Annotated in this window: 27 protein-coding genes; 13 read left to right on the top strand and 14 right to left on the bottom strand. The window is 69.1% G+C overall.

Going from position 1 to position 25,362, the window contains the following annotated elements:
* The first annotated feature begins 8 nt into the window (after positions 1–8).
* Entirely contained in the window at positions 9–680 is a 672-nt protein-coding gene (locus EPO51_RS24640) for a dienelactone hydrolase family protein (RefSeq protein ID WP_293356145.1), read from the top strand.
* Between the two features lie 5 nt (positions 681–685).
* Complete coding sequence (locus tag EPO51_RS24635) at positions 686–1,369, top strand: dienelactone hydrolase family protein (protein ID WP_293356142.1); 684 nt, start codon at positions 686–688, stop codon at positions 1,367–1,369.
* Positions 1,370–1,373: 4 nt separating this feature from the next.
* On the opposite strand, the gene EPO51_RS24630 is transcribed toward EPO51_RS24635, so the two are convergent.
* A complete protein-coding gene (locus EPO51_RS24630) occupies positions 1,374–1,847 on the bottom strand; it encodes a hypothetical protein (RefSeq protein WP_293356139.1) in 474 nt (157 codons plus the stop codon).
* 69 nt (positions 1,848–1,916) lie between these two features.
* On the opposite strand from EPO51_RS24630, the gene EPO51_RS24625 reads away from it, so the two are divergent.
* Positions 1,917–2,693 (top strand): hypothetical protein, encoded by a 777-nt coding sequence (locus EPO51_RS24625; protein WP_293356136.1) that lies wholly within the window; start codon positions 1,917–1,919, stop codon positions 2,691–2,693.
* Here EPO51_RS24625 and EPO51_RS24620 read toward each other — a convergent pair.
* From EPO51_RS24620 to petA, 4 genes are all read right to left on the bottom strand, one after another.
* Complete coding sequence (locus tag EPO51_RS24620; protein WP_293356133.1) at positions 2,690–3,604, bottom strand: CPBP family intramembrane glutamic endopeptidase; 915 nt, start codon at positions 3,602–3,604, stop codon at positions 2,690–2,692. The two genes, EPO51_RS24625 and EPO51_RS24620, sit on opposite strands and share 4 nt — an antisense overlap.
* 127 nt (positions 3,605–3,731) lie before the next feature.
* Positions 3,732–4,577, bottom strand: a complete 846-nt coding sequence (locus EPO51_RS24615; protein ID WP_293356130.1) for a cytochrome c1 — start codon at positions 4,575–4,577, stop codon at positions 3,732–3,734.
* Between the two features lie 8 nt (positions 4,578–4,585).
* Positions 4,586–5,905 (bottom strand): cytochrome b, encoded by a 1,320-nt coding sequence (locus tag EPO51_RS24610; RefSeq protein WP_293356127.1) that lies wholly within the window; start codon positions 5,903–5,905, stop codon positions 4,586–4,588.
* A 5-nt stretch (positions 5,906–5,910) separates the two neighbouring features.
* The gene (gene petA / locus EPO51_RS24605) at positions 5,911–6,465 is read right to left on the bottom strand and encodes a ubiquinol-cytochrome c reductase iron-sulfur subunit (RefSeq protein WP_293356124.1); all 555 of its coding nucleotides are present in this window, start codon (positions 6,463–6,465) and stop codon (positions 5,911–5,913) included.
* A 207-nt stretch (positions 6,466–6,672) separates the two neighbouring features.
* Between petA and EPO51_RS24600 the strand changes: the two genes are divergently transcribed.
* Together EPO51_RS24600 and hemF are read left to right on the top strand one after the other, a co-directional pair.
* The gene (locus EPO51_RS24600) at positions 6,673–7,143 is read left to right on the top strand and encodes a tRNA (cytidine(34)-2'-O)-methyltransferase (RefSeq protein ID WP_293356122.1); all 471 of its coding nucleotides are present in this window, start codon (positions 6,673–6,675) and stop codon (positions 7,141–7,143) included.
* 4 nt (positions 7,144–7,147) lie between these two features.
* Complete coding sequence (gene hemF / locus EPO51_RS24595) at positions 7,148–8,026, top strand: oxygen-dependent coproporphyrinogen oxidase (RefSeq protein ID WP_293356119.1); 879 nt, start codon at positions 7,148–7,150, stop codon at positions 8,024–8,026.
* Here hemF and EPO51_RS24590 read toward each other — a convergent pair.
* From EPO51_RS24590 to EPO51_RS24570, 5 genes are read right to left on the bottom strand one after another with little or no spacing between them, the layout of a single operon-like run.
* Positions 8,023–8,721, bottom strand: coding sequence for a type 1 glutamine amidotransferase (locus tag EPO51_RS24590; RefSeq protein ID WP_293356116.1), 699 nt, complete (start codon positions 8,719–8,721; stop codon positions 8,023–8,025). The two genes, hemF and EPO51_RS24590, sit on opposite strands and share 4 nt — an antisense overlap.
* Positions 8,721–9,971: a CCA tRNA nucleotidyltransferase gene (locus tag EPO51_RS24585; protein ID WP_293356113.1), complete on the bottom strand. Its 1,251-nt coding sequence runs from the start codon at positions 9,969–9,971 to the stop codon at positions 8,721–8,723. Before EPO51_RS24585 ends, EPO51_RS24590 begins: the two co-directional genes overlap by 1 nt.
* Positions 9,968–10,228 carry a hypothetical protein gene (locus EPO51_RS24580; protein WP_293356110.1) on the bottom strand — a complete coding sequence of 87 codons (261 nt, stop codon included), beginning with the start codon at positions 10,226–10,228 and terminating at the stop codon, positions 9,968–9,970. The genes EPO51_RS24585 and EPO51_RS24580 overlap by 4 nt, the downstream gene beginning before the upstream one ends.
* Positions 10,221–10,871 (bottom strand): CoA pyrophosphatase, encoded by a 651-nt coding sequence (locus EPO51_RS24575; protein WP_293356107.1) that lies wholly within the window; start codon positions 10,869–10,871, stop codon positions 10,221–10,223. Before EPO51_RS24575 ends, EPO51_RS24580 begins: the two co-directional genes overlap by 8 nt.
* Complete coding sequence (locus EPO51_RS24570; RefSeq protein WP_293356187.1) at positions 10,868–11,440, bottom strand: DUF1285 domain-containing protein; 573 nt, start codon at positions 11,438–11,440, stop codon at positions 10,868–10,870. The genes EPO51_RS24575 and EPO51_RS24570 overlap by 4 nt, the downstream gene beginning before the upstream one ends.
* 131 nt (positions 11,441–11,571) lie before the next feature.
* On the opposite strand from EPO51_RS24570, the gene EPO51_RS24565 reads away from it, so the two are divergent.
* Positions 11,572–12,363 (top strand): hypothetical protein, encoded by a 792-nt coding sequence (locus EPO51_RS24565; protein WP_293356104.1) that lies wholly within the window; start codon positions 11,572–11,574, stop codon positions 12,361–12,363.
* 6 nt (positions 12,364–12,369) lie between these two features.
* Here the strand turns inward: EPO51_RS24565 and EPO51_RS24560 are convergent, their stop codons facing one another.
* Complete coding sequence (locus tag EPO51_RS24560) at positions 12,370–12,870, bottom strand: GNAT family N-acetyltransferase (protein ID WP_293356101.1); 501 nt, start codon at positions 12,868–12,870, stop codon at positions 12,370–12,372.
* 212 nt (positions 12,871–13,082) lie between these two features.
* Here EPO51_RS24560 and EPO51_RS24555 point away from each other — a divergent pair, with 212 nt between their 5' ends.
* From EPO51_RS24555 to EPO51_RS24535, 5 genes are all read left to right on the top strand, one after another.
* Positions 13,083–14,342 (top strand): MFS transporter, encoded by a 1,260-nt coding sequence (locus EPO51_RS24555; RefSeq protein ID WP_293356098.1) that lies wholly within the window; start codon positions 13,083–13,085, stop codon positions 14,340–14,342.
* Between the two features lie 34 nt (positions 14,343–14,376).
* Complete coding sequence (locus tag EPO51_RS24550; protein WP_293356095.1) at positions 14,377–15,303, top strand: SDR family NAD(P)-dependent oxidoreductase; 927 nt, start codon at positions 14,377–14,379, stop codon at positions 15,301–15,303.
* Positions 15,304–15,407: 104 nt separating this feature from the next.
* Positions 15,408–15,746: a hypothetical protein gene (locus EPO51_RS24545; RefSeq protein ID WP_293356092.1), complete on the top strand. Its 339-nt coding sequence runs from the start codon at positions 15,408–15,410 to the stop codon at positions 15,744–15,746.
* A 50-nt stretch (positions 15,747–15,796) separates the two neighbouring features.
* Positions 15,797–16,915, top strand: a complete 1,119-nt coding sequence (gene aroC, locus EPO51_RS24540) for a chorismate synthase (RefSeq protein WP_293356089.1) — start codon at positions 15,797–15,799, stop codon at positions 16,913–16,915.
* Positions 16,916–17,099: 184 nt separating this feature from the next.
* On the top strand, positions 17,100–17,600 hold the full coding sequence (locus EPO51_RS24535; RefSeq protein WP_293356086.1) for a response regulator: 501 nt from the start codon (positions 17,100–17,102) through the stop codon (positions 17,598–17,600).
* A gap of 1 nt (position 17,601) precedes the next feature.
* Here the strand turns inward: EPO51_RS24535 and EPO51_RS24530 are convergent, their stop codons facing one another.
* Genes EPO51_RS24530 through queC form a run of 3 tightly spaced genes read right to left on the bottom strand, consistent with a single transcriptional unit; the run spans position 17,602 to position 19,358 of the window.
* Complete coding sequence (locus EPO51_RS24530) at positions 17,602–17,973, bottom strand: 6-carboxytetrahydropterin synthase (RefSeq protein ID WP_293356083.1); 372 nt, start codon at positions 17,971–17,973, stop codon at positions 17,602–17,604.
* A gap of 33 nt (positions 17,974–18,006) precedes the next feature.
* Complete coding sequence (gene queE, locus EPO51_RS24525; protein WP_293356080.1) at positions 18,007–18,639, bottom strand: 7-carboxy-7-deazaguanine synthase; 633 nt, start codon at positions 18,637–18,639, stop codon at positions 18,007–18,009.
* The gene (gene queC, locus EPO51_RS24520) at positions 18,636–19,358 is read right to left on the bottom strand and encodes a 7-cyano-7-deazaguanine synthase QueC (protein ID WP_293356077.1); all 723 of its coding nucleotides are present in this window, start codon (positions 19,356–19,358) and stop codon (positions 18,636–18,638) included. The genes queE and queC overlap by 4 nt, the downstream gene beginning before the upstream one ends.
* A 240-nt stretch (positions 19,359–19,598) precedes the next feature.
* Here queC and EPO51_RS24515 point away from each other — a divergent pair, with 240 nt between their 5' ends.
* Together EPO51_RS24515 and EPO51_RS24510 are read left to right on the top strand one after the other, a co-directional pair.
* Positions 19,599–22,460, top strand: a complete 2,862-nt coding sequence (locus EPO51_RS24515; RefSeq protein WP_293356074.1) for a TonB-dependent receptor — start codon at positions 19,599–19,601, stop codon at positions 22,458–22,460.
* 405 nt (positions 22,461–22,865) lie between these two features.
* Positions 22,866–25,349, top strand: coding sequence for a TonB-dependent receptor plug domain-containing protein (locus tag EPO51_RS24510; protein WP_293356071.1), 2,484 nt, complete (start codon positions 22,866–22,868; stop codon positions 25,347–25,349).
* Positions 25,350–25,362 lie beyond the last annotated feature (13 nt).

Here is a 25,362-nt window from a genome sequence, read left to right as displayed (position 1 = left end):
GCTTTGAGATGGGCGAGACGATCACCCTGGCCGGGACCGACGGCTTCGAGTTCACCGCCTACCACGAGCCCGCCTTCACCCCGCACAAGGGCGGGGTCATCGTGCTGCAGGAGATCTTCGGCATCGACCGCCACGTCCGCGCCGACGTCGAGCGCTGGGCCAAGATGGGCTACGAGGCGCTGGCCCCTTCGCTGTTCGACCGCCTGCAGCGCAACTTCACCGCCGAGCATGATCCGGCCGGCCTGCAGGCTGGCATCGCCCATGCGCGAGCCACGCCCCTGGAGCAGGCGCTGGGCGACATCGCCGCCTGCCGGGATTTCCTGAACAAGCACGGCGGCAAGGTGCATGTGGTCGGCTACTGCTACGGAGGTTCGCTGGCCTGGCTGTCGGCGGCCAAGGTCGAGGGGCTGGCGGCGGCCTCCAGCTACTACGGCAGCCTGGTGCAGGCGAACGCCGCCTTGAAGCCCAAGTGCCCGGTGATCGTCCACCTGGGCCGCACCGATCCCGGCATCCCGGCCGACGAGGTCGCCGCGGCCGTGGCCCAGCACAATCCCGACGTGCCGGTCTACATCTACGAAGGCGCCGGCCACGGCTTCAACAACCAGAGTCCCGAGCGCTACAACGCCGAGGCCGCCGACCTCGCCCGCCACCGCACGCTCGAGCTGTTCGACAAGGCCTGAGGCGCGTGGGCGAGACCGTCCAACTCCGGAGCGCCGTGGACGGCTTCGAGTTCGACGCCTATCGCGCGGTCCCGACGGATGCGCGCCGCGGCGGACTGGTGATCTGCCACGCCATCTGGGGCGTCACCCCGCACCTGCGGGCGCTCGCCGACGGCTTCGCCGAGGACGGCTATGAGACGCTGGTCCCCAGCCTGTTCGACCGGCTCGGCCGGGGCTTCGCCGAGCGCGACACCGACCCGGCCCTCTATCCGCGCCAGAACGGCTTCGCCGAGGCCACGCACTGGGGCGCGGACGTCCTGGACCTGGTGCAGGCCGCCATCGACGCGCTGGCGCCGCAGGTGTTCCTGATGGGCTTCTGCTTCGGCGGTACGACGGCCTGGCTGGCGGCGTCGCGCTGCACGGGCCTCTCGGCGGTGGCGGCCTACTATGGCGGCCAGATCAAGGACTACCTGGCCGGGGCGCCCAAGGTCCCGACCATCCTGCACCTGGGCAAGGCCGACGAACTGATCCCGCCGACGGACGTCGAGACGATCCGCCGAAGCCACCCCGACCTGCCGGTCTACATGTACGAGGCCGGCCATGCCTTCGTGGCGCCCAACGGCTTCCACGCCGACAGCGCGCGGCTCTCGCACCTGCGCACCCTCGCCCTCTTCGCCCGCAACGGGGCGGGCCGGGGCGGCGACGTCTGAGGCGCTAGCCGTCGGTCTCGATCTGCTTCTTCACGTCCGGATGCTTCTCCAGAACCCGCACCAGGGCCGCCTGGGCGGCCAGGATGCCGATCCCGGCCGCGTAGCCTGAGAACACGCCGGCCGGATAGCGACCGCCGTTGGCCGCGTTCGAGATCTGCCAGTAGATCAGCGCCGCGGCGCCGCCCAGCAGCACCACGCCCGAGACGATCGAGCGGACGTTCTGGCCGAAGCCGGCCTGGAAGCTCATCCAGACATAGCGGGCCAGCGGCCGGCGCACGACGCCGATCAGCAGCGGCAGGGTGAAGGACAGGCTGAGGAACACCATCGGCCAGATCAGCGTGCGCTGGACGATCAGGCCGGATCCGCCCGGCAGCCGGTCGAACGCATGAACGACCGCGCCCGCGTAGATCAGCCCCGCGGTGGCGACGGTGAGGTCCTGGGTACGCTTGAAGTTCCGCCAGGCGGACGTGTGGGGCATTCCCTCAATGTAGGGGCCAAGACGGGGCGGCGGTAAGGCGGAAACTCGCTATGGTCGCTCGTGGCCCGGTTGAGTCCCATTCCCTTCGGCATGCTGGCTGTTCTCGTCGCTGGACCGGCCTACGCAGGCGAAGCCGCCTGCCGGTTCGAGCGCGGCGTGGTGGTCGTCCCCGCGGTCGTGGCCGGGATCGCCGGCGACTACATCCTCGACACGGGCGCGGCCCAGAGCGCGCTGCACGAGACCAAGGCGCAGGCCGAGGGCATCGCCGACACCGACCTCACCGGCGACGTCCGCGTGGCGGGGACGGTCGCGAAGGCCCTGGCTCTCAAGGTGGCCGACCTGGACGTCCGCACCTGGAACCTGCCGACGCCGGTCGCCGGCGTCATCGGCGCCGATGCGCTGAGGGGCTTCGTCCTGGACGTGGCCTACGCGCCCTGCCGCCTGCGCCTCTCCGCGCCCGGCCGGGCTCCGCGGTTCCGCGGGCGGACGCTGGCGTTGGGCTGGGACCTGGGACGGCCTACAGTCGAAGCGTCGGTGTCGGACGACGCCCACCGGATCGCCGGCCGGTTCGTGATCGCCACCGGGGCCAATGCTCCGGTCCGCCTTGCCGACGACCTGGCCCAGGCGCCGGGGGCGACCGAGACGAAGGAGCTCTATCCCGAGGGCGTGTGGCTGGCCCGGCTGCCGGAGGTCGACTTCGCCGGCGCCACCGGCCGCGACGTGGCGGCGGGGTTGATGAAGCCGGAAGGCGATGTCGTGGGCGTGCTCGGCGGCCCGGTGCTGGCGCACTTCCGCCTGCGCTTCGACTTTCCGCGCAACCGCCTGGTGGTCGATCCCGTCCGTTAAGCCCAGATCTCGATGAACTCGGAGAGGTTGGGCAGGAAGTCGACCGCGGCGTGCAACAGCACGACCAGCAGCAGGCTACGGGTGCGGGTCCACAGGACGCCGAACAGGATGGCGATGGGCGAGAGCGTGGCGATGGTGAAGGAGATCACCTGCAGCAGGTCGGTGGAATAGCCGTCGACCCCGGGCGCACCGCGCAGGTAGAGGCCGGGCGCGTGGGCCACGGCGAAGACCACCGCCCCGATCGCCACGGCGCCGACCTCGCTGCGTAGCACGGCGGCCAGGCGGGTCTGCAGGACGGCCCGGAACAGGAACTCCTCCGACAGGCCCGCCTCCAGTGCGACCCAGATGAAGCTGAGCGGGGCCGCCCAGGCCAGGGTCATGAGCGACGGGTGCAGGTCGGCGATCTGCTTGAGGCTGGGGCTCACGACCGCCAGGAGGGCGGTCAGGATCGCGCCAAGGACCAGGAGGGGTAGCCAGAAGCCCGGCTTGTTGGCGCGGGCGGCGAACAGCGGGCCCAGCCGCGCGCCCAGGGCGGCCAGCAGCAGCGCCGGCAGGCCCACGTGGACGACGAGCTTGGCGCCCAGGACCAGGACCTCCTGCTGCGGTCCCGGCGGGAAGACGCCGCGCACGAACGTCATGCCGTAGCCCAGGAAGCCCACCGCATAGACGGCGAGGAAGCCCAGCACGGCGGCCAGTTCGAGCGCGGGCCGCTGGACCAGGATCGCCGGCGGTCGCGCGCCGCGGGTCAGGGCCCAGGCCACGCCGGACAACGCCAGGCCGAAGATGCCCAGCGAGATCAGGGGGAACGTCCAGTCCGCGCCCTTCATCGCCAGGTACGCCGTCGAGCCGCCCCAGAGGGCGATGTAGAGGCCGGCGAAGGCTAGCGGCGGCAGTGCGGGCGGGCGCGTCATGGCAGAGCTTGCCTCCAGTGCGGCGCCGCTTTCGCCCGCCGAAGGCCTTCCGCGCAACTTATCGATTGTTCATGCGAAAAGGGCCCCGGATCGCTCCGGGGCCCTCTGAGCTGTGCTGGAGACGCGCCTAGTGGGCGACGTTCCTCCAGATCCGGCGGTAGCTGAAATACAGCAACACGGTGAAGATCAGCAGGTAGATCATGGCGCCCAGGCCGAACTGCTTGCGCTCCATCATCTTGGGCTCGGCGGCCCAGTAGAGGAACGCCGCGACGTCCTTGGCCTGCTGGTCCACCGTGGACGGGCTGCCGTCGTCGAAGGTCACCTTGCCGTCCGCCAGCGGCGGGGGCATGGCGACGACGCCGCCCGGCGGCACCTTGTGGTGGTCGCCCTTCCAGGCGCTGGTCAGGTCGCCGGTCATCGACACGTTGTAGTGCTGGCCCACACCGACCGTCAGGCCGGCGGGCGGGTTCCGATAGCCGGTCATCAGCGCGTAGATGTAGTTCGGACCGCCTTCGCGGGCCTTGGCGATCACCGACAGGTCCGGCGGGAGGGCGCCGCCGTTCGAGGCCCGCGCCGCAGGCTCGTTCGGGAACGGCGAGGGGAACCGGTCGGCCGGGGTGGCCGGACGCTGGATGGCGTCGCCCGTGTCGCTGTCGATGTCCGGGACCTGGATGTCCTTGGCCAGCGACTTCACGTACGGGTTGTCGTTCGGGTTCTTGTACTCGGGGTCGTAGAACGGCCCGCCCTTCTCGCCGAGGTTCCGGAACGAGAGCAGGTGCATCGAGTGGCAGGCCGCGCAGACCTCCCGATAGACCTTGTAGCCCCGCTGGAGCTGGGCCGTGTCGAACTTGCCGAACGGCCCGTCGAACGACCACGCGACTTCACGTTCCACCGGCTTGGGGTGGGCGGCGAGCGCGGGGCTTCCCAGGAAGGCGAGCCCCAGCGCCGCGAGCGCGATACCTTTGCGCAGCATCTTCAGGCTCAGCCCCTCTTTTCAGGCGACGCCACCGCGCCCGCGGGCGTCGTGGCGGGATGCGACAGGACAGGTTCCGAGATCGATTCCGGCACCGGCAGCGGCTTTTCCGTCAGGCCGAGGACCGGGAGGATGATCCAGAAGTAGGCGAAGAAGTAGAGCGTGGCGATGCGGCTCAGCCAGACGAAGCTGTTGATGTCCGCGTCCAGCAGCAGCAGGCCGCTGGGCTGGGCGATCACCGGATCGTCCGGCAGCTGGCCGCCGCAGTAGCCCAGCACCAGCGCCGCCAGGACGAAGATGAAGAAGTACAGCCGCGCCGTCGGACGGTAGCGCATGGAGCGCACCTTCGAGGTGTCCAGCCAGGGCAGGACGAACAGGGTGGCGATGGCGCCGAACATCAGCAGCACGCCACCCAGCTTGTCCGGAACCGCCCGCAGGATCGCGTAGAACGGCAGGAAGTACCATTCGGGCACGATGTGCGCCGGCGTCACCAGCGGGTTGGCCGGGATGTAGTTGTCGGCGTGGCCCAGGACGTTGGGGTTGTAGAACACGAAGCTGGCGTACAGCAGCAGGAACACCGCGATCGCGAAGCCGTCCTTCACCGTGTAGTACGGGTGGAAGGGAACGGTGTCGTTCTCGGACTTCACGTTCACGCCGGTCGGGTTGTTGTTCCCCGGCACGTGCAGCGCCCAGATGTGCAGGACCACGAGGCCCGCGATCACGAAGGGCAGCAGGTAGTGCAGCGAGAAGAAGCGGTTCAGCGTCGGGTTATCGACCGCGAAGCCGCCCCACAGCCAAGTGGTGATCGGCGTGCCGATGATCGGCAGCGCGCCGAACAGGTTGGTGATCACGACCGCGCCGTGGAAGCTCATCTGGCCCCAGGGCAGCACGTAGCCGATGAAGGCCGTGGCCATCATGGCGAGGTAGATCAGGCACCCCAGGATCCACAGCACCTCCCGCGGCGCCTTGTAGGAGCCGTAGTAGAGGTTGCGGATCATGTGGATGTAGACCGCCAGGAAGAACATCGAGGCGCCGTTGGCGTGCATGTAGCGGATCAGCCAACCGTAGTTGACGTCGCGCATGATGCGTTCGACGGAGGCGAAGGCGTAGTCCACGTGCGGCACGTAGTGCATGGCGAGCACGATGCCCGTGACCAGCTGGATGCCCAGCATGAGCGCCAGGATGCCGCCGAAGGTCCACCAGTAGTTGAGGTTCTTCGGGGTCGGGAAGCTGAGGGCCGTGTCGTACGCGAAGCGCACGATCGGCAGGCGGGTGTCGAGCCAGCGCTCGATGCCGGTCTTCGGCTCGTAGGTCGAATGTCCGCTCATCGGGTTCAGCCCACCTTGATCTTGGTGTCGGAGAGGAAGGCGTAGTCCGGCACGACCAGGTTCTTCGGCGCGGGACCCTTACGGATCCGGCCGGACAGGTCGTAGTGCGAACCGTGGCACGGGCAGAACCAGCCGCCGTAGTCGCCGCCGCCGACCGTGGGCACGCAGCCCAGGTGGGTGCAGGTGCCGATCAGGACGAGCCATTCGGGCTTGCCGGGTTTGTGACGGCTCTCGTCCGTCGCAGGGTCGCGGAGATCCGCGTGGTCATCCTTCACCGCCGCCGCGATCTGCTCGGGCATGCGGTTGCGGACGAACAGCGGCTTGCCGCGCCATTTCACGACCACCTGCTGGCCGGGCTCGACCTTGCCCAGGTCGAACTCGATCGAGGCGAGCGCGAGGGTGTCGCTGGCCGGGTTCATCTGGTCGACGAGCGGCCAGACGAGTGCCGCCGCGGCGCCAACCGCGGCCGCGCCAGCGGCGATATGAATGAAGTCGCGACGGCTCGGGTCATCACCCGAAGCGTGCGGGTCGGGAGTTGCGCCCACGACGGTGTCGGCCACCTTGAAGCTACCCTTCGAATAGAGGCCCTCACGACGCGCCGGAGGACCTTTAAGCTTGCGGCCCGGACCAGACAGGCTGGAGGAACCGTTTCCGAGAGCGGTCGGGGGCTGAGCACGTTAACACGGAAGGAATGCGAACCGCTTGTCCGCCCACCCGTGATTCGTGCCCCTGCGCCCCGGCCACGCCCGATGGCGAGAGGCCTTAGAATGCGTTTGGCCCTTTTTCAACCGGACATTCCGCAAAACCTGGGCGCCGCCATCCGGCTCGCCGCCTGCCTGGGCGTTCCGCTGGACGTAATCGAGCCCTGCGGCTTCCCCTTGAGCGACGCCGCGATACGCCGCGCGGCGATGGATTATGCGGCCATCGCCCAGGTGAAACGCCATCCCGGATGGGACGGCTTCCGCGGCGATCCGGCGCGGGCCGGACGCCTGGTCCTGTTCACCACGCGCTCGGCGACGCCGTTCCACGAATTTCAGTTCCAACCCGACGATACGCTGCTTTTCGGCCGCGAAAGCGCCGGGGCGCCCGAGGAGGTGCATGCGGCGGCCGACGCGCGGCTCAAGATTCCGCTGGCCCCGGGTGCGCGTTCGCTGAACCTCGTGACCGCCGCGACGCTGGCGCTCGGCGAAGCCTTGAGGCAGATCAACGCCTTTCCGACCGTCGAACGAACAGACTAGCCGCATGTCCAGCCTCCCTCCCGACATCCTCACGCGCCGCGAGCGCGCCAAGGACTGGTTCGAAGCCCTGCAGCAGCGCATCTGCGCCGAGCTGGAGGCGCTGGAGGACGAGGCCTCGCCCGAGCTCTATCCCGAGCCCGCCGGCCGATTCCAGTTCAAGCCCTGGACGCGGGAGACCGGCGTCGGCGGCGGCATCGGCGCCTTCTTCAAGGGCCGGCTGTTCGAGAAGGCCGCGGTGCATACCTCCGCCGCCCTGGCGAAATTCTCGCCGGAGATGGCCGCGACCATGCCGGGCGCCGACAAGGACCCGTCCTATGTCTCGGCCAGCATCAGCCTGATCGTCCATCCGCGCAGCCCGCGCGTGCCCACCGTTCACATGAACACCCGCTTCCTCTCCACCGCGGAGAGCTGGTTCGGCGGCGGCGCCGACCTGACGCCCATGCTGGACGAGCAGCGGAGCGAGGACGCCGACGACGCGCGACTGTTCCACGCCGCCATGAAGGCCGCCTGCGACCCGTTCGATCCGGAATGGCACCCGAAGTACAAGGCCTGGTGCGACGAATACTTCTACCTGCCGCACCGCAAGGAGACCCGCGGGGTCGGCGGCATCTTCTACGACCGGCACAACTCCGGCGATTTCGAGAAGGACTTCGCCTTCACCCGCGCGGTGGGCGAGGCGTTCCTGGAGGTCTATCCGAAGATCGTGCGCCACCGGATGAGCGAGCCGTGGGGCGAGGCCGAACGGGGCGAGCAACTGGTGCGCCGTGGCCGCTATGTCGAATTCAACCTGCTGTACGACCGCGGCACCATGTTCGGACTCAAGGCCGGCGGGAACATCGAGACGATCCTGAGTTCCATGCCGCCGCTGGTGGCCTGGAGCTAGGCGGCGAGGAAGTTGTTGATCCAGCGGCCCACCCGCGCGCGGTCATCGACGCCATCGTAGCTGGCGACGGCGCGGTCGGCCTCGTCGTCGGCGTAGACCTTGCCCCGGCGGGCCTCGATCAGAGCCTTGGCGTAGGCGGGCTCGAACTCCGGGTGGAGCTGCAACGAGATCGCCGGCTGGTCGCGCCAGGCCAGGGCGCCGAATGGGGTGAAGTCGCTGGCGGCGATCACCTCGGCGTTGGGCGGCGGCGCCACCACCTGGTCCTGATGCGAGCCGGGCAGGCGGATGGCGGCCGGGCCGTCCATCCAGGGCTCCTGGGAGAGCACACGGTAGTCCTGCTGGCCGATCGCCCAGCCCTTGGGCGACTTGATCACCCGGCCGCCGAACGCCTGGGCCATGGCCTGGTGGCCGAAGCAGACGCCGACCAGTTTCGTGCGGCCCCTGGCGGCGCGCAGCCAGTCCAGGAGCTGGCCGATCCAGGGGTCGTCCTCATAGACCCCGGCGGACGAGCCCGTGACGATGTAGGCGTCGCAGTCCTCCGGCGAGTCCGGATATTCGCCCTCGTCGGCGGCGTAGACGCGCCAGTCGTGGGCGTCGCGGCCCAGCAGGTTCATGAACATGTCGGGATAGGTCCCGAACTGCGGGATCGCCGGCTTCGGCGGGCGGCCGGTCTTGAGAATGCCGACCTTCCGCATCAGTAGGCCAGCCCCTGGGCCACGGCCTTCAGCTTCTCGATCACCGACAGCTTGTCGTCGAGGAAGTCGTGGTCGATCCACCAGTCCTCGACCTCGCGCAGCACCTGGCCGACCATCGGGCCCTTGGGCACGCCGGCGTTCATCACCTCCTGGCCGGTGAGCGGCAGCGTGGGCGGGCTCCAGCCCTCCACCAGGGCGATCAGGCCGCGCCACTGCATGGTCGTGGCCGAACGGGGCGAAGCGGCCCAGGCGAGCTTGGCGCGGTCGCGGAAGGTCGCCTGGCCGACGCGGTAGACCTCGCGGCGGATCTCGCGGGGGCTCATCCAGCTCTTCAGCACCGGCGTGGGCGAGAGCGCGGCCAGCAAGCGGTCGCGGTCGGGGTTCGACAGGCGCAGGCGCCCGGCCAGGCGGCCGGCGGCGAGCTGGTCGTCGGGCAGCAGGGCGGCCAGGCGCAGCACCGGGTCGGTCTCGAAGAGCTGGTCGCCTTCGATCTCGCAGAGGGCGTCGAAGCGGCCGAGGTTGGCCGGGGTCTTCAGGACCACCTCGAGCACGCCGGTCTCGGCCATCAGGCCGACCGCGGCGCGCGGGTCCTCGGCGGCCAGCAGCTTCAGCAGCTCCTTGGAGATGCGTTCGGCGGCCAGGGCGTCGATGCTGTCCTTCAGCGCCGTGCAGGCGGCGACCGCGGCGGGGTCCGGCGGCCCCTTCCCGAACCAGGCGTAGAACCGGAAGAAGCGCAGGTTGCGCAGATGGTCCTCGCGCAGCCGCTGCTCCGGCTCGCCCACGAACACGATCCGGCCGGCCTTGGTGTCGGCGACCCCCTGGCCGGTGGGGTCGAAGATGGTCCCGTCGCGCCGGGCGTAGAGCGCGTTCAGGGTGAAGTCGCGGCGCTGGGCGTCCTGGCGCCAGTCGTCGGTGAAGGCCACCGTGGCGCGACGCCCGTCGGTGGTGACGTCGCGGCGCAGGGTCGTGATCTCGTGCGGCGTGTGGCTGGACACCGCGGTGACGGTGCCGTGCTCGATGCCGGTGGGCACGACGCGCAGGCCGGCGGCCTCCAGCGCCCTGGTCACCCGGTCTGGCGTCAGGGTGGTGGCGATGTCGAGGTCGTCGACCGGGCGGCCGACCAGGCTATTGCGCACGCAGCCGCCCACGAAGCGGGCGCAGTCGGCCCCGCCCTCGGCCTCCAGGGCGTCGAACACGGCGGCCGTCTGCGGCGCGGTCATCCAGTGCGGCTGGCCCAGGCTGTCGGTCATCGCTCGAAATGGCCCTCGGTGACGCGCCCGTCCGGTCGGGCCTCGCCCGGCACGTAGCGTTCGCCGCGGTTGTCACTATGGAAGACCACGCTGGCCATCAAGGACAGGCCTAGCAGGGCCGCCGCGACCGCGACCAGCCAGGGCCAGGGGGTCGAGCCCATCGGCCGGCCCGTGCGCCGCGCCCAGGCCGTCCACAGGAACCAGATCACGAAGGGGATCGCCGCCAGGGCGCCCCGGATGAGGATCTGCCTAAGCAAGGGCCGCCCCGTAGAGCCGCTCGTAGAGGGCGCGCAGGATGCCGGCCGTGGCGCCCCAGATATAGCGGTCGTCGTGGGTCGTGGCGTAGTAGCGGCGCATCTCGCCGGAGGGCGACTGGCCCTCGCGCTCCTCGTAGTTGGCCGGGTCCATCAGGAAGCCGAACGGCGTCTCGAAGATGTCGGCGACCTCGCCGGGATTGGGCGTGAGGCTGAAGCCGGAGCGGACGAAGCCGACCGCCGGGGTGATGAGGTAGCCGCTGCCGGTCTGGTAGGGGGTCGAGAGGCCGACCAGATCGACGAAGTGCGGCTCCAGGCCGACCTCCTCGTGGGCCTCGCGCAGGGCCGTCTCCCAGGGGCGCTCGCCCGGGTCCTGGCGGCCGCCGGGCAGGGCGACCTGGCCCGTGTGGCTGCGCAGGGTGTCGGAGCGACGGGTCAGCAGCACGTTGATCCCCGACTCTCGCTCCACCAGGCCGATCAGGACGGCCGCGGCCTTGAGGGATTCGGTCTCCGGCGCGGTCCAGCCGGGGGTCAGGTCGAAGTCCGACCGGCGCTGGCCGCCCTCGACGGCGCAGTCGTGCAGCGGGTCGAGGTGCTCGGCGATCCAGTCGCGCAGGCGCCGGGGCGAGGCGAAGGCGTCGTTCACGCGCGGTGCGCCTCGGGCGGCCCGACCGGGAACCAGGCGCCGTTCGAAGCCACGCCCAGGGTCTGTCCGTCCGGCGTGTCGCGCTCCTCGGCCATCTCGACCAGCTCGTAGAACACCGGCCGGGCGATCAGGGCCTCAAGGCCGCGCCGGACGTGGAGATAGGGCCTGGGCTGGCCGTCCTCGCCCACCTCGACGCGGATGGCGTTGTCCGGCCCCGCCTCGACCTCGTCGCCGACGTTGGTGAGGAACTTCAGCGCCGCGCCTTCCCGGTCGACCCGGGTGGCGATGAAGGGGGCGTCCTCGACGGTGATCCGCATCTTCTCGACCGGCGTCACCAGGTGGAAGCCGTCCGGGTCCTTGCGCAGCACGGTGGAGAACAGGCGCACCAGGGCCTCGCGGTTGATCTGGGCGCCCTCGTGCAGCCAGCGGCCGTCCTTCTTGATGACGATGTCGATCTCGCCGCAATGGGCAGGATTCCACAGGTGCACCGGCGGCAAGCCGCGCCCCGGCGCCTGCCGGGCGGCGGCGGCGATCCCGTCGAGACCGGGGCTTTGTGGGGTGTCCGCCATGGGACGAACGTAGGCGTGGCCCGGAGTCGGCTCAAGCACGGGCGGTTCTTTCCTGCGCCAGCCGAGCGTAAGGACACTGGCTGGTCGAGCTTCCCGGTTGGCGATACAATGTTCGACGGGGGAGAGCGAAGATGACCACTATCACCGATACACTGCCCGCGTCCGCCGGTCGGGACGACGGATTCTTCCTGGGCGGCGCGATCGCCATGACCCTGGTGATCGTGGCCGGGTTCTCGCTGCAACTGGCGATGGGACGATCGAGCTTCGCCTCGCCGCCGCTGGTCCATGCCCATGCGATCGTGTTCATGGGCTGGGTCGCGATCTATCTCCTGCAGAACACCTTCGTGGCGACCGACCGCATGGCGCTCCACCGCCGTCTGGGCTGGCTGGCCGCCGCCTGGATGGTCCCGATGCTGGTGCTGGGGTGCGCGGTGACCGTCGCCATGGTGCGCGCCGGCCACGTCCCCTTCTTCTTCCGGCCGCTGCAGTTCCTCGTTTTCGATCCCGTGTCGCTGTTCACGTTCGCCGGCCTGACCGTGGCCGCGATCCTGCTGCGGCGGCAGACGGACTGGCACCGGCGCCTGCACTTCTGCGGCATGTCGATGCTGCTCGGACCCGGCTTCGGCCGGCTGCTGCCCATGCCGCTGATCGCGCCCTGGGCCTGGGAAGCGACCCTGGCGGCGTGCCTGATCTTCCCCCTCGCCGGGATGTGGGCGGACAAGCGGCGCAACGGTCGCGTGCATCCGGCATGGGGCTGGGGCGTCGCCACATTGCTCGCCTCGGCGGTGGTGACCGAGGCGATCACCTACAGCCCCGTCGGAGATGCGATCTACCGGGCCGTGGCGGCCGGATCGCCGGGCGCCGCGGTCGCGCCGCTCGACTTCCCTCCGCCGCCTCCGGGTCCGCAGGTGACCGGGAGGTAGACCCAGTCAGCGGGCCTTGACCGCGCCGGCCAGCGCCACCTCGCCAAAGGTGCGGGCGAGCACGCGCTTCGCGTCCACCGGGCCCGGGAGGGTGACGTCGGCGGCGATGGCGAAGCCCACCCGCCGGAAATAGGGCAGGTCGCCGACCAGCAGGACGGCGGCTTCGCCTGCGGCCTTCGCGGCCAGGCAGGCGCGTTCGACGAGCTGGGCGCCCAGGCCGTGCCGGCGCTCGCTCTCCTCGACGGCCAGGGGGCCCAGGAACACGACCGGCCGGTCGCCGACATTGACGCGCCACATGCGCACCACGCCCACGACCTTGCCGGCCTCGATCGCGCAGAACGACAGCTCGGTGGCGAAATCGGCGAACTCGCGGACGCGCTCCGAGACCTTGGCGAAGCGGCCGGGCCCGAAGGCGCGGTTCAGCAGGGCCTCGATCTCGGCCGCGTGGGCCGGGGCTTCGTTGACGAGGATGAGCTCCGGCGGGGGCCGGTTGGGCTGCAGGGACATGGGGCACGATCTCTAGATGCGGAAGACGACGTTTCGACGTCGGCCGGAAACGCCGGGCGCCGGTGCGGTTTCTGGTGGCTTACGCCAGCGGACGTCGTCGCATCTGAAGAGGCCCTCCGGGCCGTGATCGGGAGCGCGCAGATAGGACCTGCCGCAGCGCGCGTCAACGCCGTTGCGGCGATCTGCGGCGCAGGGCAGGTTCGCCTCGCCTCATGACCGACCTTGCGCCGCCCGACGAGCCCGTCCCCTCCGCCCGCGCCCTGCTGAGGGAGCGCGACTACCTGCTCTTCTGGGGAACCCGGTGGACGGGCAGTTTCGCCAGCCAGATCCAGAGCGTCGCCATGGGCTGGCAGATGTACGCCCTGGCCCGGATGCACCGCTCGGTCGAGGAGAGCGCCTTCCTCGTCGGGATGATCGGGCTGGCGGCCTTCGTGCCGGTGTTCCTGCTGACCTTGCCGGCCGGCGAGGCGGCGGACCGCTACGACCGTAAGAAGGTGCTGCTGCTGTGCCTGTCGGGCGAGATCGTCAGCGTGCTGGTCCTGGGCCTGGCGACGGTCAACGGCTACGCCTCGCCCGCCCTGCTGCTGGTGATCGCCGCCCTGTTCGGGGCCAGCCGGGCCTTCTTCGCCCCCGCCAACACCGCGCTGGGGCCGATGCTGGTGCCGCGCAAGCTGCTGCCGCGGGCGATCGCCTGGAACTCCCTGGCCTGGCAGAGCGCCTCCATCGCCGGCCCCGCGGCGGCGGGCTTCCTCGTCGCCCATTCGGCCCAGACCGCCTATTTCACCACCTTCGGCCTCTACGGCCTGTCGGCGGTGCTGGTGGCCTCGATCCGCGGCAACGCCAAGCCGGAGGTCAAGCCGGGCTCGCGCTGGCAGCTGGTGAAGGAGGGCCTGGCCTACGTCTGGCGCCAGAAGATCGTCTTCGGCGCCATCTCGCTGGACCTGTTCGCCGTGCTGCTGGGCGGGGCGACGGCCCTGCTGCCGGTGTTCGCCCGCGACGTCCTGCATGTGGGACCGGAAGGCTTCGGCCTGCTCCGCGCCGGCCCGGCGATGGGCGCGACGGTGGTGGCGCTGTGGTTGGCGGCCAATCCGATCCGGTCCAAGGCGGGCCTGTTCATGTTCGGCGGCGTTGCGGTGTTCGGCCTCGCGACGGTCGTCTTCGGGCTGTCCAAGTCGCTGTGGCTGTCGGTGGCCGCCCTGGCGGTGCTGGGCGGCGCGGACATGCTGAGCGTGTTCGTGCGCCAGACCCTGGTCCAGCTGGTCACGCCCGACCACATGCGCGGACGGGTGGCCTCGGTGTCCTCGGTGTTCATCGGGGCGTCCAACGAACTCGGCGAGTTCGAGAGCGGCGTCGTGGCCCGGATCCTGGGCCCGGTGGGCGCGGCCATCTTCGGCGGCGTCGGCGCGGTGATGGTCACCGGCATCTGGGCCAAGCTGTTCCCCGACTTGCGCCGGGCCGACCGCCTCGAATAACTGTCGCCCATTCATTTCAGGGAGATTGACGGTCATGGGCGCATTGGACGGCAAGGTGGTCCTGGTTACGGGCGGCGGCAACGGCATCGGCCGCGACTGCGCCCTCATCGCGGCGCAGGAAGGCGCCAAGGTCGTGGTCAACGACCTGGGCGCGGGCCTCAAGGGCGACGACGAAGGCTCCGCCGGCCCCGCCGAGAAGGTGGCCATGGAGATTCGCGCCGCCGGCGGCGAGGCCGTCTTCAACTCCGACAGCGTCACCAGCCTGCGCGCGGTGCAGGGCATGGTCGAGCAGGCCCTCGACACCTTCGGCGGCCTGCACGCCGTGATCAATCCGGCCGGGATCCTCCGCGACGTGATGTTCCACAAGATGTCCGAGGAGGACTGGGACCGGGTCATCGAGGTCCACATGCGCGGCAGCTTCAACGTGGCCCGCGCGACCATCGAGCTGTTCCGCGAGCAGAACGACGGCGCCTACATGTTCTTCACGTCCACGTCCGGTCTGTTCGGCAACATCGGCCAGGCCAACTACGGCGCGGCCAAGATGGGCATCGCCGGCCTGTCGCGGATCATCGCCATGGAGGGCGCCCGCAACAACGTGCGCTCCAACTGCCTGGCCCCCGTGGCCTGGACGCGGATGACCCAGTCGGTGCCGATCAAGGACGAGGCCGCCGCCGAACGCCGCAAGGTGATGGCCGAGAAGATCCGCGCCGACCAGCCGGCCCGCTTCTCGGTGGCCATGGTCGCCCCGGCCGCCGCCCATGTCTCGGGCCAGATCTTCGGCTCGTCCGGCGAGAACATCATCCTCTACTCGCAGCCGCGGCCGATCGAGACCGTGACGAAGGAAGAGGGCTGGACGGTGCAGACGATCCTGGACGAGGCGGTGCCGAAGATGGCGCCGAAGTTCTTCGACCTGAACCGCGCGGTCCTGCCCGGCGCGACCGCGCCGAAGCAGCCGGCTTAACCCAACCAAGTCGTGGCATCCCGGAAGGCCGCGGAGGCGGCCTGTCCGGGATGCCACCTGGAGGTCTTGGCCGTCCTGGCGCCGTCGTTGCGTCAGTCCGTCGCATGAGCTTCGGCCTGATCCAGTTTGGCGCAACGCCCCGCGACCCGGCCTATGCCGCGGACCTGCAGCGTCGCGCGGGCCTGAGCATCACCGGAGAGGCCGCGCGGGGGTTCACGGTCTCGGCCGTCCGCCCCGTCCCGCCGATGGTCAACGCCGGAGAGGCCCGCGAACAGCTTCGCCAGCAGGTGATGGCGGAACGCGGCCTGGACGCGCTGTCGCTGTACAAGGCCACGCCGCAGGCGCGCATCCAGGCCGAGGCCGCCGTCATGGCCGAAACCGCCCGACGGGCCCGTCCGGAGCCGATCCGCACGACGGGGAGCCTGGTCGACCTGCGGATCTAGCCGAGCCGCCGTTTGGCGGCGGGGATCGAAGCGGCTAGAGAACCCGCGTCATGTCGCACAACACCTTCGGCCACCTTTTCCGCGTGACTACCTGGGGCGAGAGCCATGGGCCGGCCCTGGGCTGCGTGATCGACGGCTGCCCGCCCGGGATCCCGCTCTCCGAGGCCGACGTCCAGCCGTGGCTGGACCGCCGCCGTCCAGGCCAGGGCAAGTTCGTCACCCAGCGCCAGGAGCCGGACACGGTCCGCATCCTGTCGGGGGTCTTCCAGGACGAACGGACCGCTGGGCAGGTCACCACCGGCACGCCGATCTCGATGATCATCGACAACGTCGACCAGCGCAGCCGCGACTATTCCGAGATCGCCCAGGCCTTCAGGCCCGGGCACGCCGACTATGCCTATTTCGCCAAGTACGGCGTGCGCGACTACCGTGGTGGCGGCCGGCAATCGGCGCGGGAGACCGCCGCACGGGTGGCGGCGGGCGCGGTGGCCCGCAAGATCATCGAGGGCGTCGCCATCCGGGGCGCGGTGGTGCAGATCGGCCCGCACGCCGTCGATCCGGCCCGCATCGACTTCGGCGTCATCGGCGACAACCCGTTCTGGGCCCCCGATCCCGACATCGTGCCCGTCTGGGAAGAGCACCTGGAGAAGGTCCGAAAGTCCGGCTCGTCGACCGGCGCCGTCGTCGCGGTCGAGGCGACGGGGGTTCCCGCCGGCTGGGGCGCGCCGATCTACGGCAAGCTGGACGCCGAATTGGCCGCAGCGCTCATGTCGATCAACGCGGCCAAGGGCGTCGAGATCGGCGCCGGGTTCGCTTCGGCCGCGCTGTCGGGCGAGGAGAACGCCGACGAGATGCGGATGGGCAATGACGGGCCGATCTTCCTCTCCAACCAGGCCGGCGGCGTGCTGGGCGGCATCTCGACCGGCCAGGCGGTGACCGCGCGCGTGGCCTTCAAGCCCACGTCCTCGATCCTTTCGCCGCGGCGGAGCATCAACGAGGCGGGCGAGGAGATCGAACTTCGGACGAAGGGACGCCACGATCCCTGCGTCGGCATCCGCGCCGTGCCGGTGGTGGAAGCCATGGCGGCCTGCGTGCTGGCGGACGCCTTCCTGCGCCATCGCGCCCAGACCGGCGGCGACGCCTTCCGCCCCGGACCACCCACCGGTTGAATCAACAGGACCGGACCACTTCTCCGGGCTGACAAGTATCTGATCCGACACCCATTTTGTGTCGAGTAACCACGATACACGATTGACCGCCGAACGCGGGGCACCCTAATCCACGCAACCCGTTCAACGAGCGGGGCGTAGCTTGTGGATGGCCCCCGTCACAGTGCACCGGTAGGATCGCAGCGTGCGTTACGACCTCCTGAAGATCCTGCTGGTGGACGACAACCACTACATGCGCGTGCTCCTGGCGGAGATCCTGCGCGCGATCGGCGTGCATCACATCTATGAGGCGAACGACGGCGCCGAGGGCCTGCAGATGATGCGGGACCATCCCATCGACCTGGTCATGACCGACCTGTCGATGCAGCCGCTGGACGGGATCGACTTCGTCCGCCTGCTGCGCAATTCGCCCGACAGCCCGAACCAGATGGCGCCGGTGATCATGATCACCGGCCATTCCACCTTCGCCCGGGTCAACGAGGCGCGCGACGCCGGCGTCAGCGAGTTTCTGGCCAAGCCGTTGACCGCGCGCGGCGTGATCGAGCGGCTGAACCAAGCCATCGAGAATCCGCGCAGCTTCGTGCGCACCGACGACTACTTCGGCCCCGATCGCCGCCGGCGGAACGACCCGGCCTACAAGGGGCCCCGCCGCCGCGGCTCCGACGGCCAGAAGCAGACCGGCTAGGTCAGAGGCTCAGCGCGCAGCTCTCGCCGATGGTGGGGCGGGAGACGACGATCCGCGACAGGCCCGGGAACGTCGGCGTGAGCCGCTCCGCGAAATAGAGGCAGATGTGTTCCAGCGTCGGGCGCTCCAGCCCGGGCTTCTCGTTCAGCAGGCCATGGTCGAGCTGGGCGGCGACGGCCTTGAGCGCGGCGTCCAGGTCGGCCAGGTCGGCTACCCAGCCCACGGGCTCCTGAGCCGGGCCGCGGACCGTCGCCTCGACCTTGAAGGAATGGCCGTGCAGGTTCGAATAGGGCCGGTGCTCCGGCCCCTGCGGGAAGTGGTGCGCGGCGTCGAAGGTCGCGGCCTTGGTGATCTCGAAGGTGGGCTGGCTCATCTCAAACGCGGTTGGGCGGCCCGGCGGTAAAGCCTAGGCGATGCCGAGGTATTTGTGGGTTTGGACGCTTAAACGCCACCGAGGGTGTTCGAGGCAATAGGCGATCGCGGCCTGCGTATTCACGACGCGGTCCGGGCCGTCCATCGGCTGGAGCAGGAAGCGCTCGAAATCCAGGTCCTCGAAGCGCGACGGAGGGGCCTTTTCCTGCGGATAGACCAGCTTCAGCTCCTGGCCGCGGGTCTGCACCACCGGCGCGTCGGCCTTTGGGCTGACGCAGATCCAGTCGACGCCGTCGGGGACCGGCAGCGTGCCGTTGGTCTCCAGCGCGATGGAGAAGCCGCGGGCGTGCAGGGCCGCGATCAGCGCGGGGTCCACCTGCAGCAGCGGTTCGCCGCCGGTGAGCACGGTGAGGCGGTCGTCCGGTCCGCCCCGCCAGGCCGCCTCGACAGCCGCCGCCAGCGCGTCCGCATCGGCGAAGCGGCCGCCGCCCGGGCCGTCCATGCCCACGAAGTCGGTGTCGCAGAAGGTGCAGACGGCCTTGGCCCGGTCGCGCTCCAGCCCGCTCCACAGGTTGCAGCCGGCGAAGCGGCAGAACACCGCCGGACGGCCGGCCTGGCCGCCCTCGCCCTGGAGCGTCAGGAAGATCTCCTTGACCGCATAGCTCATGGTAGGAGGGGCCTGCCGTCGGCGTCCCACGCCTCATAGCCGCGCCGGCGAAGCTCGCAGGCCGGGCAGGCGCCGCAGCCGTAGCCCCAGGCGTGCAGCGTCCCGCGTTCGCCCAGATAGCAGGTATGGCTCTCCTCGACGGTGATCGCCACCAGCGGTTCGCCGCCCAGGGTCCTGGCCAGCGCCCAGGTCTCGGCCTTGGTCAGGCGCATCAGCGGCGTCTCGATGCGGAAGGCCTGCTCCATCCCCAGGTTCAGCGCGGTCTCCATGGCGTCGAGGGTGGCGCGGCGGCAGTCGGGATAGCCCGAGAAGTCGGTCTCGCACATGCCGCCCACCAGCGCGTTCAGCCCCCGACGGTCGGCGAGCGCGGCGGCGTAGGTCAGGAAGACCAGGTTGCGGCCCGGGACGAAGGTCGAGGGCAGCCCCTTTTCGGTGATCTCGATCGCCCGCTCCGAGGTCATGGCCGTCTCGGCCAGGGCCCCGAACGTGCGGATGTCCAGCATGTGGTCGGGCCCAAGCCGCGTCGCCCACGCCGGGAACTCGCGCGCGACGCGGGCGCGCACCGCCTGCCGGGCCTGCAGCTCGACCCCGTGGCGCTGGCCGTAGTCGAAGCCCACGGTCTCCACGCGGCTGTAGCGTTCCAGGGCCCAGGCGAGGCACGCCGTGGAATCCTGGCCGCCGGAAAAGAGCACGAGAGCGCCGTCGATCATCGGCCCCATATGGGCGAGAAGCGCCTTCCAGGGAAGCGACGCTAGGGAAGCTTCGGTGTTCCGGGCGCCACAGTGCGACCCCGCAATCCCTTACGCTGTCTAGCTTGCGTTGACAGTCGGCGAACACGGGTGGACCGTTGTCGAAGCTGAACGGGGGGCTGCGCCGCCTCCTCGCCGGCTTGCGCTTCAGCGGCGTGACGGCGGACCACGGGCCAACAAAAAGAGCCCGGACGCCCTGGGAGGAACAATATGAAGGATACCCGCACTCTTCGGAGTCTGCTGGCTGCTGGCGTCTGCGCCTCGGCCCTAACCGCGTTCGCGACGCCCGCGTTGGCCCAGACGGCTGGGGCGAACGTGATCGAAGAACTGGTCGTCACGGCCCAGAAGAAGGAGGAAGCCCTCCAGGACGTGCCGATCGCCGTTTCGGCCTTCGACCAGAACGCGCTCGAGAAATCCAAGATCGATGGCGGCCCGAACCTGGTGCTGGCCGTGCCGAACGTGAACTTCTCCAAGGGGAACTTCACCGGCTACAACTTCCAGATCCGCGGCATCGGCTCGAAGCTGGTGGCCGGTTCGGGCGACGCCGGCACCGGCATCCACCTGAACAACGCCCCGCTGATCGCCAACAACCTCTTCGAGACCGAGTTCTACGACGTGGAACGGGTGGAGGTCCTGCGCGGCCCGCAAGGCACCCTCTATGGCCGGAACGCCACCGGCGGCGTGGTCAATCTGATCACCGCCAAGCCGAAGGACGTGTTCGAGGGCAACCTCCGCGCGGAGTACGGCAACTACAACACCATGAAGGCGCGCGGGATGATCAACGTCCCGCTCGGCGACACGCTCGCCGTGCGGCTCGCGGGCTCGTACCTCAAGCGCGACGGGTTCGGCGAGAACATCGTCACCGGGAACGACGCCGACGACCGTGACCTCTATGGGGTCCGCGCGACCGTGGCGTTCAATCCGACGGATCGCTTCCGCGCCTGGGCGATGTGGGATCACTTCGAGGAAGACGACAACCGCTCGCGGATCGGCAAGCAGTTCTGCAGCAAGGACACCGGCCCCGCCAGCGTCGGCGGCCTGGGCTATTCCACCGCGGCCGGCGGTCTGATCGGCCAGATTCAGCGGGGTCTGTTCAGCCAGGGCTGCTCGCCCACCTCGCTCTATTCGGCGGACGCGCTGGGCACCGTGAACTCCCAGGCGACGCTGGGCGGCCTGTTCGGCGCCCTGGGCGGCTTCCAGACCGGCGACGCCTATGCCGGCAAGATGCAGACGCCGGGCATCCGCGACATCGAATCGACCTTCGACCCGATCTACAAGGCGAAGACCGACATCTATGAATTCAACGCGGCCTTCGACGTCACCGAGAACGTCACGCTGAACTGGCTGACCGCCTACACGGTCTCCAAGCTCTACACGCGCCAGGACTACAACCGCTACACGCCCAGCACGAACTTCAACACGACGCCCAACCCGGTGAACGCCTTCGCCGGGGTGCCAGGCTATGCCGCCATCTATGCCAGTCTGTTCCCCGGCGGGACGATCCGCGATCCGCAGAACGGCGCGTTCAACCGCTTCACGACCAGCGACATCTCGTCCGGCTACACCACGCAGTGGAGCCACGAGCTGCGGTTCCAGTCGAACTTCGACGGGCCGTTCAACTATAACGTCGGCGGCATCTTCTCGCGCTTCCAGGCCACCGGCGACTACTACGTGATGTTCAACACGGGGACCGGTTACTACCAGATCAACAATCTGCTCACGACGGGCAACGCCAACTGCACGGGCGCGGCCCCCTGCGTGTCGATCGACCCCAACGCCGATCCGAACCGGAGCGGCCACAACTACTACGACAGCTACGGGCCATACGACCTGACCTCCTACGCCGCGTTTGGCGAGGTCTATTGGCAGATGTCCGACAACTTCAAATGGACCCTCGGCCTCCGCTACACGGTCGACAGCAAGGAAGTCGAAAACCACTCGGTGGTGCTCGGCACGCCCGGCCTCGGCATCGGCGGTCCGCTCACCGGGGCGCCGGCGATCCTGAAGACCAAGTTCAAGGAGCCGACCGGACGGTTCGGGTTCGACTGGAAGCCCGACCTGGGCTTCACCGACGAGACCCTGCTCTATGCGTTCTACTCGCGGGGCTACAAGGCCGGCGGTCTGAACACGCCGCCCAGCCCAGGCATCGGGGTCGTGCCGACCCCGGCGACCTTCCGTCCGGAGTTCATCAACTCCTACGAGATCGGGACCAAGAACACGCTGCTCAACGGCACGATGCAGCTCAACATGACGGGGTTCTACTACGATTATAAGGGCTATCAGGTCTCCAAGATCGTCAACCGCGCCTCGACCAACGAGAACATCGACGCCGAGGTCATGGGCGCCGAGTTCGAGTCGATCTGGCAGCCGGTGGACGGCCTGCGGCTGAACGCGGCGATCGGCTATCTCGACACCAAGATCAAGAACGCCACCTCGATCGACACCTTCAACCGGACCCAGAGCAATCCGGGCCTGACGGTGGTGAAGTCGAGCAGCGCCTCGAACTGCGTGGTCTCCACCGCTGCGGCCGCGACCGCCCTGGCCATCTCCAACGGCCAGGTGCCGGGCTTCACGCCCAACCCGTTCAATCTGCTCGGCGTCTGCACCCTGGCCTCGGCCGCCGGCGCGGGCACGAACATCAACGGAACGGGCGCCATTGCGGCCGGCACCAACGCCTTCGGCGGCCTGGTCTCGGAAGGCGTAGTGGTCGACCTGGACGGCAACCAGCTGCCGAACGCCCCGCACTGGACCATCTCGCTGGGGGCCCAGTATACCTGGACCATGGGCGACTGGGACGCCACGCTGCGCGGCGATTACTACCACCAGACCAAGACCTTCGCCCGGATCTACAACTCCACTCCGGACCGCATCAAATCCTGGGACAACGTCAACCTGACGCTGACCATCGAGAACAGCGATCTAGGGGTCGAGGTGGCCGGCTTCATGAAGAACGCCACCAACGAGAAGGCGATCACCGACTTCTACCTGACCGACGACAGCTCGGGCCTGTACCGGAACGCCTTCTACACCGAGCCGCGCACCTACGGCGTCTCGATCACCAAGCGCTGGTAGCACCCAGCTCTTCCAGGGAAGCCTTCGGGGGCGGCGGAGCGATCCGCCGCCCCTTTTTCGTGCGCGCCGCAGAGGCTTGGGCCGCCCGACGCCACCCGCAGATCAAATCCGGACATGCTTACGAATTCGACAGGATCGTCAAAATGTATCCTTTGTATAAAATCGCAACCTGACGGACGATGACCGAACAAGAATGGAGAGATGCTTACGAAGCACCCTGAGAATCGACGATATGCATGAGTTAGCAGCATCTTCTTCGACTTTACACTTGAGACGCCGCACCGATTGCATCGCGCCAATCGCACACGTCAGATCGATGCAGAGAACGGCCCGGGAAATCCACCCGAGGGCTGCCCGGGGGAAGCGTTCGCGAGAGGGCTGGATGGCTTATGGAGCGGGGGCTGGATGCGGGGACTTCACAAGGCGTGGCTGCTGGGGGGCATTTCGGGCCTCGCCGTGGCGTTGGCCGGCGCCGCGGGCGCGGCCGAGGGTGACGCGGACACCGCCGCGCCCCAGGTGGTCGACGAACTGATCGTCACAGGCACGCGGTCCACCGTGCGTACGGTGACCACCAGCCTGGCCCCGATCGACGTGCTCACCGCCGAGATCCTGGAGAAGAGCGGCAAGCAGTCCACGCGGGACCTGATCTCCACGCTCGTTCCTTCGGCCAACACCTCCAACTCCGGCGCGGGCGCCAGCTTCGCCATCAAGACCGTGTCGCTGCGCGGCCTGGCCAGCGACCAGACCCTGGTGCTGGTGAACGGCAAGCGCCGGCACAACACCGCCATCCTGTTCGTCAACGGCACCACCCAGGCGGGCCAGTCGCCGCCGGACCTCGACCTGATCCCGTCGTCGGCCATCCAGCGGATCGAGGTGCTGCGCGACGGCGCCTCGGCCCAGTACGGCTCGGACGCCCTGGCCGGCGTGATCAACATCATCCTTAAGGATAATGCCGAGGGCGGCTCGTTCACGGCGCTGGCGGGGACGACGCTGCAGGGGGACGGCGAGACCTTGCAGGGATCGCTGAACTACGGCCTGGGGCTGGGCGAGACGGCCTTCATCAACGTGACCCTGGACGCGCGGACGACCAACCTGGTGGATCGCGGAAAGTACACGCCCGCCACCGCCAACCTCTACTTCCCGATCTCGCCCGGCGTTCCGGATCCGCGCGAACAGACGATCGACCGCCACGTCTCACACCCCGGCTCGCCAGCCTCCCAGCTCTATTCGCTGGGCTACAATGGAGCCTGGGAGGTGACGCCGGACGTCAAGCTCTACAGCTTCGGCACCGTCTCCAGCCGCAACTCGGCGGCCTGGCTGACCTTCCGGGCGCCCAGCGCCTTCAACAACAACGCGACAGTCTATCCGGACGGCTATTCGCCCCGCCTGTTCCTGAAGGACCGCGACTACCAGGCCGCGCTCGGCGCCAAGGGCTCGGGCGTGCTGGGATTCGACTGGGACCTCTCGACCTCGTTGGCGCGCAACAAGGTCGATTATTTCGAGAACTCGCTGAACGCCTCGTACGGCCCGGCGTCGCCGACTTACTTCTACCTGGGCACGCTCACCTTCAAGGAGTGGACCAGCAACTTCGACATCAGCCGCGAGTTCGACCTCGGCCTGGCCAAGCCGATGTTCGTCGCCGCCGGCGCGGAATACCGCGAGAGCGAGTTCACCATCACCGCCGGCCAGCACGAGTCCTACGACACCGGGCCGTTCCGCTATCCGGCCGGCCATCCCCTGGCGACCAACCTGGCCGCCGTCGCCGGCGGCGCGAACGGCGTCTCGGGCTTCCCGCCGACCACGGCGGGCAATTTCAAGCGCAACAACAAGAGCCTCTACCTCAACATCGAGCAGGCGCTGACCGACAACTTCGAGATCTCGCTGGCCGGCCGCTACGAGGACTATTCCGACTTCGGGACCGCCGAGACGGGCAAGGCGTCGGTGCGTTGGGAGCCCATCGAGGGCTATGCGATCCGCGCCACCGCCTCGACCGGCTTCCGCGCGCCGTCGCTGCAGCAGCAGCACTACGGCTCGGCCAGCACGATCAACGTCGCCCTGCCCGGCCAGCCCGCGCAGCTGGGCCCGTCGCAGATCCTGCCGACCAACAACCCCGCCGCCATCGCCCTGGGCGCCAAGCCGCTGGAGCCGGAGAAGTCGACCAACTACTCGGTCGGCCTGGTCATGCAGCCGCTGCCGGGCCTGAGCGCGACGGTCGACGTGTATGAGATCGAGATCAAGAACCGCATCCTGCAGAGCGAGCAGCTGGGCCCCAACGCCGCCGTCAGCGCGGCCCTGATCAGCGCCGGCCTGCCCGGCGGCCAGGCGGCGTTCTACTACGCCAACGCCGCCGACACGACGACGCGCGGCCTGGACTTCGTCGCGGACTACCGCACCGACTTCGGCGCGTACGGCGCGGTGAAGTGGACCTTCTCGGCCAACTTCAACAAGACCAAGTTCGACCGCATCACCCCCCCGCCGCCGGCCCTGGCGGCAGCCGGTCTGGTGCTGGTGGGCCGCGGCCAGATCGGCAACTTCACGGTCGGAACCCCGCGCAACAAGCAGATCGCCTCGGCCGAGTGGACCATCGACAAGGTGACCGTGAACCTGCGCGTCACGCGCTATGGCAAGGTGATCCAGCGGAACTCGGTGAACCCGAACCTGGACGAGACAGTCTCGCCCACCGGCATCGTGGACCTGGACGTGGCCTACGACTTCACCGACGACATCCGCTTCTCGATCGGCGCCAACAACCTGACCGACGTGCTGCCCGATATCGTGCAGCCGGCGAACCGCGGGGCGGCGACCGGGCCTTTCACCTACTTCAACCAGTACTCCCCCTTCGGGATCGCCGGCGGCTTCTACTATGCCAAGGTGGCGGTGAAGTTCTGAGCCGGCGTTCGGG

Source organism: Phenylobacterium sp. (genome assembly GCF_004297125.1).
Taxonomy (GTDB): domain Bacteria; phylum Pseudomonadota; class Alphaproteobacteria; order Caulobacterales; family Caulobacteraceae; genus Phenylobacterium.
Note: the sequence above shows the minus strand (reverse complement) of the source record. Positions and strands in the feature narration are given on the sequence as shown.

Bases quoted from the DNA above. Each gene is read 5' to 3' on its own strand.
- EPO51_RS24640 (WP_293356145.1), top strand. From the start codon at position 9: ATGGGCGAGACGATCACCCTGGCCGGGACCGACGGCTTCGAGTTCACC.
- EPO51_RS24630 (WP_293356139.1), bottom strand. From the start codon at position 1,847: ATGCCCCACACGTCCGCCTGGCGGAACTTCAAGCGTACCCAGGACCTC.
- EPO51_RS24620 (WP_293356133.1), bottom strand. From the start codon at position 3,604: ATGACGCGCCCGCCCGCACTGCCGCCGCTAGCCTTCGCCGGCCTCTAC.
- EPO51_RS24615 (WP_293356130.1), bottom strand. From the start codon at position 4,577: ATGCTGCGCAAAGGTATCGCGCTCGCGGCGCTGGGGCTCGCCTTCCTG.
- EPO51_RS24610 (WP_293356127.1), bottom strand. From the start codon at position 5,905: ATGAGCGGACATTCGACCTACGAGCCGAAGACCGGCATCGAGCGCTGG.
- EPO51_RS24600 (WP_293356122.1), top strand. From the start codon at position 6,673: ATGCGTTTGGCCCTTTTTCAACCGGACATTCCGCAAAACCTGGGCGCC.
- hemF (WP_293356119.1), top strand. From the start codon at position 7,148: ATGTCCAGCCTCCCTCCCGACATCCTCACGCGCCGCGAGCGCGCCAAG.
- EPO51_RS24590 (WP_293356116.1), bottom strand. From the start codon at position 8,721: ATGCGGAAGGTCGGCATTCTCAAGACCGGCCGCCCGCCGAAGCCGGCG.
- EPO51_RS24585 (WP_293356113.1), bottom strand. From the start codon at position 9,971: ATGACCGACAGCCTGGGCCAGCCGCACTGGATGACCGCGCCGCAGACG.
- EPO51_RS24570 (WP_293356187.1), bottom strand. From the start codon at position 11,440: ATGGCGGACACCCCACAAAGCCCCGGTCTCGACGGGATCGCCGCCGCC.
- EPO51_RS24565 (WP_293356104.1), top strand. From the start codon at position 11,572: ATGACCACTATCACCGATACACTGCCCGCGTCCGCCGGTCGGGACGAC.
- EPO51_RS24560 (WP_293356101.1), bottom strand. From the start codon at position 12,870: ATGTCCCTGCAGCCCAACCGGCCCCCGCCGGAGCTCATCCTCGTCAAC.
- EPO51_RS24555 (WP_293356098.1), top strand. From the start codon at position 13,083: ATGACCGACCTTGCGCCGCCCGACGAGCCCGTCCCCTCCGCCCGCGCC.
- EPO51_RS24550 (WP_293356095.1), top strand. From the start codon at position 14,377: ATGGGCGCATTGGACGGCAAGGTGGTCCTGGTTACGGGCGGCGGCAAC.
- EPO51_RS24545 (WP_293356092.1), top strand. From the start codon at position 15,408: ATGAGCTTCGGCCTGATCCAGTTTGGCGCAACGCCCCGCGACCCGGCC.
- aroC (WP_293356089.1), top strand. From the start codon at position 15,797: ATGTCGCACAACACCTTCGGCCACCTTTTCCGCGTGACTACCTGGGGC.
- EPO51_RS24530 (WP_293356083.1), bottom strand. From the start codon at position 17,973: ATGAGCCAGCCCACCTTCGAGATCACCAAGGCCGCGACCTTCGACGCC.
- queE (WP_293356080.1), bottom strand. From the start codon at position 18,639: ATGAGCTATGCGGTCAAGGAGATCTTCCTGACGCTCCAGGGCGAGGGC.
- queC (WP_293356077.1), bottom strand. From the start codon at position 19,358: ATGGGGCCGATGATCGACGGCGCTCTCGTGCTCTTTTCCGGCGGCCAG.
- EPO51_RS24515 (WP_293356074.1), top strand. From the start codon at position 19,599: ATGAAGGATACCCGCACTCTTCGGAGTCTGCTGGCTGCTGGCGTCTGC.
- EPO51_RS24510 (WP_293356071.1), top strand. From the start codon at position 22,866: ATGCGGGGACTTCACAAGGCGTGGCTGCTGGGGGGCATTTCGGGCCTC.